General features: G+C 46.2%; 10 protein-coding genes and 1 pseudogene. 2 read left to right on the top strand and 9 right to left on the bottom strand.

Annotated features, from left to right (window positions below; genetic code table 11):
• Window positions 1-29: 29 nt before the first annotated feature.
• Both DD616_RS10645 and DD616_RS10640 read left to right on the top strand, forming a co-directional pair.
• The gene (locus tag DD616_RS10645) at window positions 30-596 is read left to right on the top strand and encodes a DUF1415 domain-containing protein (protein WP_026028307.1); all 567 of its coding nucleotides are present in this window, start codon (window positions 30-32) and stop codon (window positions 594-596) included.
• A gap of 143 nt (window positions 597-739) precedes the next feature.
• On the top strand, window positions 740-1,315 hold the full coding sequence (locus tag DD616_RS10640) for a nucleoside triphosphate pyrophosphohydrolase family protein (protein WP_208872270.1): 576 nt from the start codon (window positions 740-742) through the stop codon (window positions 1,313-1,315).
• A 228-nt stretch (window positions 1,316-1,543) separates the two neighbouring features.
• On the opposite strand, the gene btuD is transcribed toward DD616_RS10640, so the two are convergent.
• From btuD to DD616_RS17505, 9 genes and pseudogenes are all read right to left on the bottom strand, one after another.
• On the bottom strand, window positions 1,544-2,299 hold the full coding sequence (gene btuD, locus DD616_RS10635) for a vitamin B12 ABC transporter ATP-binding protein BtuD (RefSeq protein WP_010318604.1): 756 nt from the start codon (window positions 2,297-2,299) through the stop codon (window positions 1,544-1,546).
• Window positions 2,286-3,281: a vitamin B12 ABC transporter permease BtuC gene (gene btuC / locus DD616_RS10630; protein WP_176428660.1), complete on the bottom strand. Its 996-nt coding sequence runs from the start codon at window positions 3,279-3,281 to the stop codon at window positions 2,286-2,288. The genes btuD and btuC overlap by 14 nt, the downstream gene beginning before the upstream one ends.
• A 139-nt stretch (window positions 3,282-3,420) precedes the next feature.
• The gene (locus DD616_RS10625; RefSeq protein WP_047691738.1) at window positions 3,421-4,449 is read right to left on the bottom strand and encodes a succinylglutamate desuccinylase; all 1,029 of its coding nucleotides are present in this window, start codon (window positions 4,447-4,449) and stop codon (window positions 3,421-3,423) included.
• A gap of 223 nt (window positions 4,450-4,672) precedes the next feature.
• Window positions 4,673-5,275, bottom strand: coding sequence for a histidine phosphatase family protein (locus DD616_RS10620; RefSeq protein WP_208872269.1), 603 nt, complete (start codon window positions 5,273-5,275; stop codon window positions 4,673-4,675).
• On the bottom strand, window positions 5,272-5,871 hold the full coding sequence (gene cobU, locus DD616_RS10615) for a bifunctional adenosylcobinamide kinase/adenosylcobinamide-phosphate guanylyltransferase (RefSeq protein ID WP_094151088.1): 600 nt from the start codon (window positions 5,869-5,871) through the stop codon (window positions 5,272-5,274). Before cobU ends, DD616_RS10620 begins: the two co-directional genes overlap by 4 nt.
• Complete coding sequence (locus tag DD616_RS10610; RefSeq protein ID WP_088728912.1) at window positions 5,871-6,671, bottom strand: adenosylcobinamide-GDP ribazoletransferase; 801 nt, start codon at window positions 6,669-6,671, stop codon at window positions 5,871-5,873. The genes cobU and DD616_RS10610 overlap by 1 nt, the downstream gene beginning before the upstream one ends.
• On the bottom strand, window positions 6,671-7,699 hold the full coding sequence (gene cobT / locus DD616_RS10605; protein WP_208872268.1) for a nicotinate-nucleotide--dimethylbenzimidazole phosphoribosyltransferase: 1,029 nt from the start codon (window positions 7,697-7,699) through the stop codon (window positions 6,671-6,673). The genes DD616_RS10610 and cobT overlap by 1 nt, the downstream gene beginning before the upstream one ends.
• Window positions 7,700-7,891: 192 nt before the next feature.
• The gene (locus tag DD616_RS17510) at window positions 7,892-12,358 is read right to left on the bottom strand and encodes a C80 family cysteine peptidase (protein WP_370685858.1); all 4,467 of its coding nucleotides are present in this window, start codon (window positions 12,356-12,358) and stop codon (window positions 7,892-7,894) included.
• A gap of 189 nt (window positions 12,359-12,547) precedes the next feature.
• A pseudogene (locus DD616_RS17505) lies at window positions 12,548-13,930 on the bottom strand (anthrax toxin-like adenylyl cyclase domain-containing protein); the annotation flags it as partial.
• Window positions 13,931-13,971: the final 41 nt, after the last annotated feature.

The raw sequence follows: 13,971 nt of genomic DNA, 5'->3' as shown, positions 1-13,971 counted from the left end.
GCGCCAAATTGACTGTTTTAATAAGCACTATGAGCGTAACGATAAATAAAACCGCCATCACAACTGAAGTCGAACAGTGGCTTAACGATGTGGTGATTGGCTTAAATCTCTGCCCTTTCGCCGCAAAACCACAACGTAACCAACAGATCAAAATTTTCGTCAGTGAAGCCGATACTGAAGAACAATTGCTGCAAGACATTTTGCAACAATTGCTAGAGCTAGAAGCCAGCTCGGCACAGTCTCTTGAGACCACCTTAGTGGTGGTGCCAAACATGCTCGAAGATTTTTTTGAGTACAACTTTTTTATCGATTGGGTCGAAGCATTAATTACGCAACAAGATTGGCAAGGCATCTTCCAAGTCGCTACCTTTCACCCTCACTACTGTTTTGGCGGCACACGCCCCGAAGATGACGAAAACCTAACTAACCGTTCGCCGTACCCGATTTTCCATCTTATTCGCGAAGAGAGCATGGAAAAAGTACTCAAGCACTACCCTAACCCAGAAGCGATTCCCGATACCAATATCGCTCGTGTTAGTGCTCTAAGTGACCAAGAACGCCGCCAACTGTTTCCTTATTTATTTCTCAATAAGTAACCCTGTTCTTTGACCAAACTGATGGCATGGGTCGCAGCTTTGCCATCAGTTTGTTACTATCCATTTTCTTACTATCAGTTTATTACTATCAATTTGTTACTACGCGTCACAATCCCTGTTAACCAAACCAATGGACCGAGATAATGCATTTATCCAAGCTTACTCAAGAGATTTACGATCATCTTTACCGCGATATTACCGAGTTTCGTAGCACCTTTGATCTCCCCGTTGCTGATGCCAGCAGCTTAAACGATAAAGCTGACACGTTGCATACTTCGCTCGCGATTGAAGAGTTGACTGAACTTGCTGAAGCTAACAATAAAACGGAACAAGCGGATGCGATCATCGATACTGTGTACGTTTTGATGGGTCGTTTAGTCCACCTTGGACATAGCCAAGTGAGTGACAACTTAGCGATCAGCTATTTGATTGATCTTCTGCTCAATGTTGCCGTGAATCGTGGCATCGAATTTATTCCATGCTGGGATGAAGTACACAGCTCGAACATGAGTAAAGTGTGTCGCAATGAAAAAGAGTATGCCGATACTCAAGCCTACTATGCTGAACAAGGTATTGAGCTGATGGCCGTACAAAAAGGCGACTACATTATTGCTAAATGCGCACAAGATTTTGTCTCTGAAGGCAAAACGATTCGCCAAGGTAAAGTGCTCAAATCAGTCTATTACCGTCCTGCTGACCTTGCTTCATTGACGCAATAACCTTGCAAAGACTCAGATAAAAAAAACCACCTTGTGGGAGCAAGGTGGTTAAGAGACTTATAAAAAGCCTAACAAGAACGAGAATGTATCGATTCTATTAATGCGATTGGCGTGCCAACTTTTGTATAAAATCTAACCATTTGTTTTTAATAGACTTATTATTTTTACTATTATATCTCTAGCACATTGATGCGCTAAAAGTGTGCTTACTGCACGACAGTTGTGCTTTTAATCAAAGATAAGGTAAGGCTTTCCTTCAACAACAACCTGCTTCACCTGAGTCTGAAACGCTGCACTTAACGCTTGGCTCTCTAATACTTGTTCAACCGAGCCGGAACTTTGCAATACGCCATCTTGCAGTAACAGAGCGCGATCGGCATGGCGCAATGTTCGATTGAGATCGTGATTGGCCATCACTACCGCTATCCCTTGCTGTGCAACCTCTTCAATCAAACGATAAAGCAACCCTTCTTGAGCAATATCAAGAGGCGCCGCAGGTTCATCTAATATCAATAACTGCGCGTAAGGGTTTAAGGTTGGCCAAATTTGCAAGCAAATACCGGCCAAGCGGACACGTTGCCATTCGCCGCCTGACAGTTGGTGAATGGATCGATGCAATTTGTCTTGAATATTCAATCGTTGAGTGAGATGAACCACGGCTTGATTAACAACCTGAGAATGTAAATCGGCGCAACTGGGGATCGCTAAGGCAAGATATTGATAAACATCGACATTAAAAACAGGCTTGTCGTTTTGCGACAGATAAGCTCGGTGCAGTGACAGCGCCTCTAACGATGCGCTTGAAAGCTGAAGATCACCAATGTAGACCTCACCTTGGCTCTCTGTCACGCCAGCTAACGCCGACAGTAAAGTGCTTTTTCCGCTGCCATTAGGCCCAATAACATGCAGCACCTCTCCCGCTTGGCAGGTAAAAGAGAGTGGTAATAAGCGTGATGAAACCTGCAGGCTATTAACGTGAATCATGGTTTTTCAACAACATCCAAATAAAAATCGGCGCACCAATGGTGGTAGTGACGACACCAAGTGGAAGCTCAGCAGCATTAAGCGCCGTTCTGGCAACGGTATCCGCGCAAACCAGTAAGAGTGCGCCGAACAGAGCCGACATAGGTAAAAGGTAGCGGTTTTCAGAACCAAACGCCAAGCGCAATAAATGCGGAACAACCAACCCAACAAAACTGATCACACCGCCCAATGCCACCGCAGCTCCTACCAGCAGCGACACGGAAAAAATCAATTTCCAACGTAGTCGATGCACATCCACACCTAACTGCTTTGCATGAGTTTCGCCCAACATCAGTTTGTCTAACGTTTTTCCTTGCAGAGCAAGCCAGATGATCACCGGAAGCGCAGCTAATGAAAGCGTATGTTGATACCAGCTTGCACCACCAATACTGCCCATCAACCAGTAAACCAGTTGCCTTAAACTGAGATCATTACTGAAATAAAACGCCCATGTCACCACAGCACCAGATAAAATACCCAGCGCCACACCGACCAACAGTAAGCGAGTTGTGCTTAAACGCATCGCTTTAGCCATGCTGACCAGTAAAAGAGTAAACACCATCGCACCGGCTACGGCACAAAGCATGAAAATTTCAGGTGAGGCCAAAGCAGGGAAGAAAAACAGCACCACTACCATCGCCACACTGGCGCCACCAGAAATACCAAGCACGCCCGGCTCTGCCAAAACATTCCCTAATAGCACTTGCAGCGCCGCGCCTGATACGGCTAGTGAAGCACCAATGATGACGGCAGAGAGCAGACGAGGAGCACGAAGTTCAGTCACTAACTGCCATTCCAGTGGTGACCAAGTGTGAAATGGGCTGATAAAGAGTTCACCCACCATCAAATAAAACGCACTCATCGTAATCAACAATGCCAGCATAGCATAGAGGGCGTAATGCCAGCGACGCTGTTTTTTTAAGAGTAACTGATTGAACGTCATGCGCTTATATGTAAATAAGAGAAACAATAATGGCCTAACCTTACCGTTAAGCCATTTAAATAGAAAGTGATATACCAAAGCAATCGCCTGTTAACCTTGTCAACAGGTCAAAAGATTAACAAGCCAAAAGTACCATCGGTTAATCGTATACCAATTGATCGTCTTCATAGCGTGTCGCCACTTTGCACACCATTAACGCGGCGCGCTGGCCTAATGCCACTTTTCGGTTAGGAAATACGATCGCTTCATCTTCATTTTTCGCCATGAGTGGCTTTTCACCATCATGACCAAATACCTCACCATGTTTAAACGCGGTGAAGTTTTCGACGTTATCATCAAACATGAAATCAAAATCGTCATGCAAACGGACGATGGTACGGCTGACACGATAAATGGTTGGCTTTCTTGGCAAGTGTTCAGGTGTCGCATTGGCTACCAAATCGCGCATGGCTAAGTCAAACGCGACTAATCGCTCTAGGTTGTTTTGACCAAGAGGTGCGACTTGCCCCAGCTCAAGCGTTAAAGCTTGCGCGGCAAAATTCTCTGCACTGTACCAACTGAAGGTACTCGAGGGTGAATTTGAAAGCAGCACCGCTTCGATATGCGCACTTTCAATCAATGCCATCAGTGCGCGGCTGCGGACAGGATGACGAGATTTGGGGCTGACGGCAAACGAATAATGTTTGGAGTGACGAATCGCACAGTGCAAATCAAGATGCCACCGGTTTTGCTCAGCAGTGTGTTCGAAAAAGTCTTTCACTGTCTGTTTGAGATGCTGCGCAATCTCTCTTTCTAGGGAGGTATTGCCCTTTTTATCATCAAATAAACGGTTCAAATTTTCTTGCACGAAACGGGTATGTTGATTCGTCGCCTGAGGATGAGCCACAATAAATAAGCAGCGGTGTTGGACCGCTTGAAAACCTGACTGAATATCATCCACCAGCTTATTTACTAATTCCATTGGCGCAGTTTCGTCACCATGAATACCGCAAGAAATAATGATGTGCTTACTCTCATCGTTGAGATGAGCGGGGATCACTTCGAGCACTCCACGCGAGAGCACTTTAAGCGTAATACCAGCTGCCGTTTTGATTTCGCCAGTGACCATTTCTTGGTCTAAATCCAAACTATCAAATAGGAAAGATTGGCGGAAAAGGGACTTCGTCATGCGTTACTCCTTTATTGCACAGCGGTATGTTAATGAATTGTAGAAGCAATTTATGTTGAGGCGATCCCACTTATCAAGATGGATAAGGGTAAACTTAACTCATCAACGATCGTCTCAATACCTTATACAAAAATACGCTTAACCAGAGGCCGGCGTTAATTGCCGGGAATTCTATCATTAAATCTGATAGTTACTCCATACTCTACTGCATGCTCACCCGATGCTAAATTTGAATTCCGATGCTCTTCACACTCACATTCTTAGCGTTATCTTTTCCTATTTGGATATGAGTTAATGATTGATAGTCGATATTCAACACACTATACCAATGGCGGTTTTGCCAATCAGTGCCTAGAACATTGGCAAGTATCATTCTGATTGTTCCACCATGAGCGATGATTAAAGTGTCTTGCTTGATCTCTTTAATCTGAGCCTCCCAAGCACGAGTTACACGCTGATGAAAATCGGCCAAGTTTTCTGCATTAGGTAGTTGATGTTGGGCCGGATTGGTCCACAAAGTTTCCACTACTGGCCACATCGATTGCAGTTCATCAAAGGCCACGCCATCGACGTCACCAAAATCCATCTCTTGGAAATCAGGCTCAATTTGGTAATCCAATTTCGGCTGCTGTAAAACCAGTTGCTGCGCTAAATCACGGCAACGGCGTAGCGGCGAAGTAATGATGTTTGAGAAGGAGTAAGGGGATCTCAGCAAAGTGTGAGCGATCTGCTCTTGCTGATGCGCTTCAACGAGCACATCTGTTTTACCATTGAGCGCAGGCCGACCGACGGTTTTACCGTGGCGCATCAAATAGAGATTGATCATTGTGAGCCTTTTAAAGCGATGTCGTTTAGAGCAGTGTTTTTTAAAGCGATGTCTTTTAAAACAATCGGTAAGCCCGCCGCAATAAAGCTCACTCGGGTTGCTAACTTGGCTAGCGCTTGGTTAAGCCAGCCCGCGTTATCGACAAATAAGCGCGAAACCTCCCCCATCGGGATCACGCCAAGGCCCACTTCGTTAGCGACGATAACCAAAGTGGCGGGCGTTTGCTCAACGGCAAAACAGAGTTGCTCGACTCGCTTTTTTATCTCCGCTTCGTGAGCTTGCTGGCCATGGTTATAGATAACGTTATTCAGCCACAGCGTTAAGCAGTCCACCAATACCACATCATGTGCCGAAAAAGTGGCAATTAACTCAGGCAGTTGTTCAGGGCATTCGTGCTCTTGCCATTCCGACGTTCTTTGCTGCTGATGGTGAGCAATCCTTGCCTGCATTTCATCATCAAACGCAATCGCGGTGGCAACATAGTTAAGCTGAGCCTGCGGCAGCCGCATTAACAGGACTTGGTATTCTTGCTTTGCGGCCTGTTCAGCGAAACAAGACTTACCGCTACGCGCACCACCCAAAATCAAATGCACCATTATTCAATCAGTCCCATGCTCAAATAACCCAACCCAGCGAATACAATAAGCAGCAGATAGATCAGCAGTTCCATAATCTGTTGTGCAGCGCCAAGGCAATCTCCAGTGAAGCCACCAATACGCGCCATCAACCAAGCTTTGAAGAAAATACGAAAAACTACAGCAACCAATACCAAACTTAAGCTTACCTGCCAACCAAACCATAACGCAGGCGCTAAGCCGCACAGCAGTAGAAAAATGAGCTCTGGAAGGGTTTGTTTATTGGCTAGCGGCTTACTTTTGCTGCTATCGAGATCGCTCACATACGGCATGTCGAAAATCAACGATGCCGCTATCGCACGGCTAAAACTGTAGCCTAGCACCCACACCATCAATACGTTGCCATAACCAAGTAGCGCCTCTAAAAAGAGAAACTTACACAGTAGCGCCATCACTAAACTGGCCGCACCATAAGTGCCAATGCGGCTATCTTTCATGATGCTCAAACGGCGCTCAGCCGTCATTCCTCCGCCAATGCCGTCCGCCATGTCAGTTAAGCCATCTTCATGAAACGCCCCTGTTAATAGCAAACTGGCCACCATCGTCAGTGCGATGCTTACCTCGTTCGGTAAAATCAGGATCAGCACACTGTAGATGGCACCGCAGATCGCGCCGAGTAATAGACCAACCAAGGAAAAATAGCGCCCAGATCGGTTCATTCGTTCACTGCAATAGGGCGTATTGTTAGGAATAGGAAGGCGCGAGAAAAAACTCAACGCCAACCAGAACAGCTCTAATTGATAAGCGAAAACGCGCAGCATTACACTGTCACTCCTGCGTCGGCAAAACTGGCCATGGTGTTGTAGAACTCGGCGGCCGCTTTGACCAAAGGTACGGCTAATACAGCACCCGTTCCCTCACCCAATCTCAACCCTAAATTAAGCAGTGGTGTCGCGTTTAACTGTTCAAGTACGCGTTGGTGGCCCGATTCATGGGACTGATGAGCAAAAACCATCAACTCGCGGCAATCCGGTTCAATAAGTGTGGCCACATACGCGGCTACCGTGACGATAAATCCATCCACCAGAATCGGCGTTTGCTGCTGGTAAGCGCCTAAAAATGCTCCGACCATTTGCACAATTTCAAAGCCGCCTACTTCCGCAAGGACCGTTTCTGGATCCAAACCACGGCAGCGTGTTACGCCTTGCTTCACCAATTGTATTTTTTTCTGATATTGCTGTGTTGAAATGCCAGTGCCGTAACCAACACACTGCTCAACAGAATGTTTAGAAAGCGCCGCTAATATCGCAGAAGCGCTACTGGTATTGCCAATGCCCATTTCACCAAACATCACTATATTGGACCCCGCACGGATGACCTGCTGCACGGCCTGATTGCCTAGCAGTAGCCCTTGCTTCACTTGCTCTACAGACATCGCCGCTTGGCGAGCAAAGTTCTCCGTTCGGCTACCTAAGCGCTGCACAAGAAAGTGCGGATTGTCGCTTTCTACAGGGAGTAAAATCCCGCAATCTATTACTTTCATCTCGACTTGATTGCTGCGACAAAAACAGTTGATGGCCGCACCACCCGCCAGAAAGTTAAGCACCATTTGCTGAGTCACCGCGCTTGGCGCAATGCTAATGCCTTCATCTGCAATGCCGTGATCGCCAGCAAAGACCAGTACTGTAGGCTTATGAATGGTGATCTGCTGAGTGGGCTGAGGCTGATTTTGACTTTGGATTAAGGCGAGCTGGTGTGCTAATGACTCAAGTTGGCCCAGCGCTCCCAACGGTTTGGTTTTTTGATCGATTCTTTGTTGTATCGCTTGGCTATGATCTTGTTTTAACATTGCTTCTGGGCTCTTCCATGAAAAGAGAAGAGTTTACTCGTATTCGCTAGTATCGGCTAGGTTTTGCCTATTTGAGCCTAAAAAAACACCCCCTGTTTTCTATAAAATCAGGAGGCGTTTTTAGGTTTATATGGGCGCTATTGTCAAACAGACACGCCCACAAAGGCTGGTTTTAACCCATGAAAGACATGATTACGACAAGCTAAACTTCCCGGTATTCACATCCGACCATGCGGCCATAATCGCTTGCTGAGGCTGAGAAGCTAATCCATCCATAAAGTTGCTTTCTCCCACCTTAGGCGCGAAGGAACTCATCGCTTGAATGAGGTTGTCTAACACATTATCAGTCAAACAGGTATATTCCTGCTCGCCTTGAGCGTCTTTTTCACCTAAACCGATAATAAGTTTGGCTCGATTATTTGCAAAATAATCATTGAAAGTCACACAACCTAACGCATCAAATAGCGTTTGATCGGAAGAGGTATCAGTATGGCGTGCCATAGAGATTTTCAGATCGTAACCACTACGCTCAAACCATAAACGGTTCCAATCAATACCGTTGAAGATGATGTTTTCACCTTGGCGAATATCTTCAACCACGTTATCGATCACCTCACCACTGACCACAAAACTGTCTACGCCAGCACCGCCTTTGAACGTATTTTGGTAACCCCCAAGCACCATGACATCGCTACCTTCACCACCGTTTAATGTGCTGAATTTTGAGATGGCGGCGGCAATTAAGTAATCCTCGCCCTCGCCAGCATTAATCGAAGCATGGTAACCCATCAGTTTGACTTCATCGTTTCCTTGGCCAGCATCAATTCGGTTGTGATTGCCAAAGACTCTCGCAAAGTCATTGCCTGCACCAAGATCAAGTTGGTTGTTATTACCGATGGTTACAGCAAAGTCTTGATCGTCTCCCATGTCCACACGGTTGAAGTTACCTGAAGTGACCGCATAGTCATTACCTGACCCCATGGTGATCTCACCACCTTCGCCAAAGACAAAGGATTGATCATCACCCGCGCCCATAAAGACGTGGTTAATGCGTCCGGCCACAACTGCCGTATCATTACCATCACCGCCGAACATCATGTTCTCGCGACCCATTAAAACGCCCATATCGTGGCCTTCACCGCCGGTGAAAATATTGGAGACTCCCGTTGCGTAGAACACATCGTCTCCACGTCCTCCCCAGAAGTTATTATTGTCGCCTAGATAAGCGCCGAGATCTTTACCGTCACCACCCCAGTTGAAGTTGTAATTACCCAGAGAAACGTTCATATCGCCATCCCCTTGCAAATGCCCACTGTTACGAAGGAAATCAAACGTTTTATCCTTCATATTGAGCAAATCGGCGGTGAGATTCTGCTTCAGATTACTGACCAATGATGCCATCTCTGCCTGCTTATCTTTGCTAAACATGGTGGCAAATAAATTGGGCAAATTGAGCGCATTAAAACCAAATGCGCGCTCTGGTTTGGTTTCTTCAACAGTGGCTGATACGTTTTCCGTTGCCGCAGGCGCGCCATTGAGAGTCACTTGCGCTGTATCGTTTTCCTCTGGTGCTTTCTCTTTCAGTCCATGACTTTCAGCAAAGGATTGAAGACCATCAGCCCCCATATCGATTCCCGCTTTGAGGCTATCTAGCAATTTTTCTGGGTCAGTAAATGCGCTGAGCTGCTCACCACCAAACTCGCCTATCACTTCTAGCATCTCTTTTAAAATGGCAACGCCATCTACCGCTTCATCAGTACGAGAGACTATTTTACCATCAGCGGTGTAATTGACACCGAAGATATCACCTAAAGTCGTCTCTGCACCGACCTCAGCAAATTTACCCAGCAGCTTATTCTTAAGCTGACGAGGCAAGTCTTGCGGATTATAGGTAAAGGTCGTTTGAGCCATTCCCGTTGCTGAGAATTGCTGGGTTAACACGCCAAACAATGAACCGAGATTGGTATCCAAAATCGCTTGGATGTTGTCTCCGAACATAAAGTTCCAGTTGCCCGTGGTGACCTGGATATCGGCTCCTTGACCACCGACCGCGAAGTTAAAGGCCAACTTCTCGTTCATTTGACGGAACTTATCCGCACGGCTCATCTTGCCAGTATCATGATTACTATTGCCACTTAGCCACTGGTTGTACTTTTTATTCAACGTTGCTTCAGCGTCAGACTTCAAGCCGCGGCTGCTGCGCTCATTCTGAGAGTCCAAATCAACCAAACTGCTGTAGTCAACACTGCTAGTTTGATCGAGACCGGACATCTCTTTGACAAATTTTTTCGCACCAGAGAGTGTCCACTGCTGTTCTTGAGCCGCTAACCAATCGGCACCCTTTCCTGCTTGTGCGATGCTTTGTAATACTCCTGAAATACGTGATGCACCATCAAATGGATTGACCAGTGGCGGTGTTGGGATCGACTTATCCATCATCATGATAAGGTCATTACTGCGACCCATATTGAAACTTACGTTGCGGTTACCCATAAACATTTGAGCACCTTCAAGCGCCTGATAACCAGCGATGTCGACACTATGTTTGCTGTCACCATTACCAATATGAACCATGACATTGTTGTCACCAAAGGCCAGCGACTTAAAGCCTCCCGTACCCACTTTAATACCAACATTTGACGTACCCCAGTTAACTGCGGTGAACTCACCATCACCGACGTTGACCTGAATATTGCCCGAGTAGCTGAGCTTATTGTCACTGCCCGCCGATGCCGTAGTATCCGTTTCCGTTTTACGCTTTTCAGGTGCTTCAAACACCTCACTGTTGTCGCCGATGGCACCACGTGCTGGCTCATTAACCTCACTCGCACCAACACGAGAAAGATGGATATCCCCTTCCGCCACACCGTTACGAATGATCTCGTCACGTGCGGTAACTTCGCCTTGCGTATTCCAAGTCAGTGAGACTTTATTGTTTGCAGCCTTTTTTACCCAATTTCCATTGGCATCTTGAGTATGTTTGCGCCCTGTTGTGTCTACCGCTACATCAGAGTTGCGAACAGACACATCCACGCGAAGACCATTGGCATCCATGGCATTGATAAATTGATGACCAAAGCCTTTCTGCTTGTCATCACTCACTAAAGAGCAACCGACAATACTGATATGGTCAGGCTTGTTGCTGATATTTTCCGCTTGGCCGAATGCCTGCTGGAACTTCGCCAATTTCACTGCAAGTTCATCGGCACTGTAGCCACTTAAGCGACTGTTGTTGTATTCTGAATCATCACGCCCATGGCCAACCAATTGCCAGCGCAGCTTTCCATCCAGTTTCGATGGGTCACCATACACCACGCGATAATTCCCTTCAGAATCTAGCTGAACGACCACACTGTTTTCAGGATGCTTGCCAGCTAGATTTGCCGCCGCTTTTGCAACTACTGAATCGTTTTCCATTTGAACAATCACTTGGCCGTCAAAGCGCGTTTCACCGCCGTCCGCTGTCGATGTGACGACAACACGTTTCCAACCGTCCACGTCTTGATTATGAAGTGCGTTGTTTGTGCTACTTAAACTTTCTTTGAAGGTAATCTTCGGTTTATTAGCAACATCATCGTAGACAACACGCAGACTCACATCATCTTGCTCGATAGTGAACTGGTTCGAGTCGCTGACTTTAAGCGCAGGGAGATCAAGACGGTGCGTGATACCCGGAACAAAACCTTCAATTCCTTTATGCGATTGCAAATGCGCTTTACCATAAATAGCGACAAACTTTTCACCATCAGGCAAGTTTTGTAATATTTCCACTGCAATATTGTTCGCGGCACCAGCACGGTACATCAAACCGTGTTCTGTCCCTTGAACATTTGGACGTGCAGAACTGTTTGCATCCAACGCAACAACACGCATGCCATTGGCACGTGCATTTTCAAACAGAGTGACATCGAGATGCTTAGTTTTCAGCATTGCGCTTAACTCACTCGACATCACACCAGTAGCAAGGTAGCTATCAATCAGCGGCTGCGCGAGATCCGAGCGTAAGTGCTCAAGACCAATCACACTAATACCCTGTTTTTTCAGTGCATCCATCTGTTCATTGACAAAGCGTAAGCCATTAACATCACTGCCATGTACTTCACCAATTAATAAACCTTTGCGCTCATCCAGAAGAACAGAAAGCTGCTCCTCTATACTATTTTTTTCTGCAAGTTTATTGCTTAACTCATCATACCCAACACCAGAGTAACGACTATCCCAAGCGTCAACGTCCGTCTCATGGCTACTGCGGTAGATACCTTCAATTTGATCCATACGGTCTAAATTAAGTTGAGTCAGATAGCTTTGATCAGCGAATTTCTTCAGCAGTATCATTTCAGCTGAATCGCCAGAAACGGGATCCGCTTTCTTCGCCGCTTCTTTCAAAAAGTAGAACGCCATTTGTACCGATTCAACACCAGTCAAATCCTGAAGCTCTTGATAGCTATAACCAAGATGAACAGTTTGGGTTGCCTCATCTAAGAGCGCTTTACTCAGTAGACCATTCGCCTGAGACGTTTCTAGCCACTGTTTGAAATCAGCGTAATGCTCGCCTAGGTCAACGTGGTACTTCGCATCAAAGGCAAGGTCACTTGGCGTTCCGCCTTTGTAGCCTTGCTTCGGCGCCAAGTACGGGTCTTCATTGGCCCAACGAACCATCATATCCGTCAAACCTACGTGTTTACCGTTGGCTTCTTCAATCGCGACCATAAAGATACGAGCGGCAAGCTCTAGTCTTGTTTGTGCGATTGCATTAATACCCGCTTGGGCAACTTGCATCTTGCCGATAAACAACGCACTGGTGACCTGCTCTTTCAACTGCGTTAGCGCTTGATTACGCCCAGAGGTTGGATGTTCAGCGATGTAGGCATTGATCTTCTTGTTAAGCTTAAAGCTTTCTAATACCAGATCACGGTCAACAGCCCTATGAACCAAATCAACCTGCTCTAAGATGGCTTGATAAGAAGAACCGATTCGCTTGCCAAACACATTCGCACTTTTTACTAATTCTTCTCTGGTGAATACCTTCGAAAAATCTAGTGGCTGCATCACCGTATTTTCTGTTACTTCTGACCGCGTAGTGCTTACGTTTGTCTCAATTTCACCGCTAAGCTTTCTAATCACATCTTCCCTTGCATTTAGGAAATCATGAGACAATTTGCGCTCTGGTGTAAAGAGTGGGTCATCAAGGCCAGCATTCCACTTATCATTGAGTGATGCTCGGTAACTGACATTAATCGCTACCTGCTGGAAATTAGAAAACTCCTGCGGATCACGAATCACCACCGCACCTTGCTCATTCACATTGAAATACGTTTGGATAGAGCCCTTTCCTTCGCCTAAACCATCTTCCATAAAGAAGCTTTTAGGTACAAAGAAAGTCGCAGGGAAATTGTCCGCCATTACCGCATAAGGGTTTGCGTCGTCTGCACCATGATGCACCATCTCTAGGCCATCGGTTCTGCCCAAGCTGGTATTGATCACATCTTTCAGAGTTTTTAAGCGATCGCTCACAACGCCAAGGCTCGCCCCATCTTTCTTGTTATAAAGCACCTCACTGTCGTATAACTCTTGATACTTAGGCGTTAAGTCTTCGTAAGTAACAGACTCTTTCCACTGTTCCCAAGTTAATGGTTGCTTGACCTTATCTTGCGGCCCTAGATCAGCGTAGGAATACATCACCGTCAACAAATCATAGTCTGCTGTCATCGGCTGTTTAGATACAGGATCACCAATCACTTTGAACGGCGCTAGCTCGCCATCTTTCATGTAATGAACCTGCCACAGATCTTTACTCTCAACAGTCACTTTATTCAGGAAGAAAGTGACTGTTTGATCACCATTGGTTGCCGTTGTTTTGTACATACCGCTTTCTGCATCAAACTCAAGAGCTGTCAGTGACTGATATTTAGACACCAACTCATCCATTCGAACCTGATTCAGATACAAATCGGCACTTACCGCATTACCAGACTCAATGGATTGTTCAGCATAGCCGTTAAATTTATCGAGATCTCTTCTCGCAGATGCTTTGGCAAATGACTGATCTACAGGAATAAAACCAGACATTGGCCCCCAATCAGAGCTTTTCGCCTTAACGAATAAACCTTTACTGCTATAGAGCTTAGAATCAATCAGTGACTTCGACTTCTCATCAACTGGTCGAACACCGATAATGACATTTTCACGCTCAGCAACCTCCGCCAATATTTTCTGATCGATATCAGGCATACCAAGCTCGATGGTTTCTGGTTGCACGATTGGCTCGAGAA

It is taken from the genome of Vibrio anguillarum, from assembly GCF_003390515.1.
Taxonomy (GTDB): domain Bacteria; phylum Pseudomonadota; class Gammaproteobacteria; order Enterobacterales; family Vibrionaceae; genus Vibrio; species Vibrio anguillarum.
This window is presented reverse-complemented; position numbering and strand designations above follow the sequence as displayed.

Coding starts and splice junctions, on each gene's coding strand:
- btuC (WP_176428660.1), bottom strand. CDS start 3,281: ATGACGTTCAATCAGTTACTCTTAAAAAAACAGCGTCGCTGGCATTAC.
- DD616_RS10645 (WP_026028307.1), top strand. CDS start 30: ATGAGCGTAACGATAAATAAAACCGCCATCACAACTGAAGTCGAACAG.
- DD616_RS10610 (WP_088728912.1), bottom strand. CDS start 6,671: ATGCTGCGCGTTTTCGCTTATCAATTAGAGCTGTTCTGGTTGGCGTTG.
- cobU (WP_094151088.1), bottom strand. CDS start 5,871: ATGGTGCATTTGATTTTGGGTGGTGCGCGTAGCGGTAAGTCTTGTTTC.
- DD616_RS17510 (WP_370685858.1), bottom strand. CDS start 12,358: ATGGTTCGTTGGGCCAATGAAGACCCGTACTTGGCGCCGAAGCAAGGC.
- DD616_RS10620 (WP_208872269.1), bottom strand. CDS start 5,275: ATGATCAATCTCTATTTGATGCGCCACGGTAAAACCGTCGGTCGGCCT.
- DD616_RS10625 (WP_047691738.1), bottom strand. CDS start 4,449: ATGACGAAGTCCCTTTTCCGCCAATCTTTCCTATTTGATAGTTTGGAT.
- btuD (WP_010318604.1), bottom strand. CDS start 2,299: ATGATTCACGTTAATAGCCTGCAGGTTTCATCACGCTTATTACCACTC.
- DD616_RS10640 (WP_208872270.1), top strand. CDS start 740: ATGCATTTATCCAAGCTTACTCAAGAGATTTACGATCATCTTTACCGC.
- cobT (WP_208872268.1), bottom strand. CDS start 7,699: ATGTTAAAACAAGATCATAGCCAAGCGATACAACAAAGAATCGATCAA.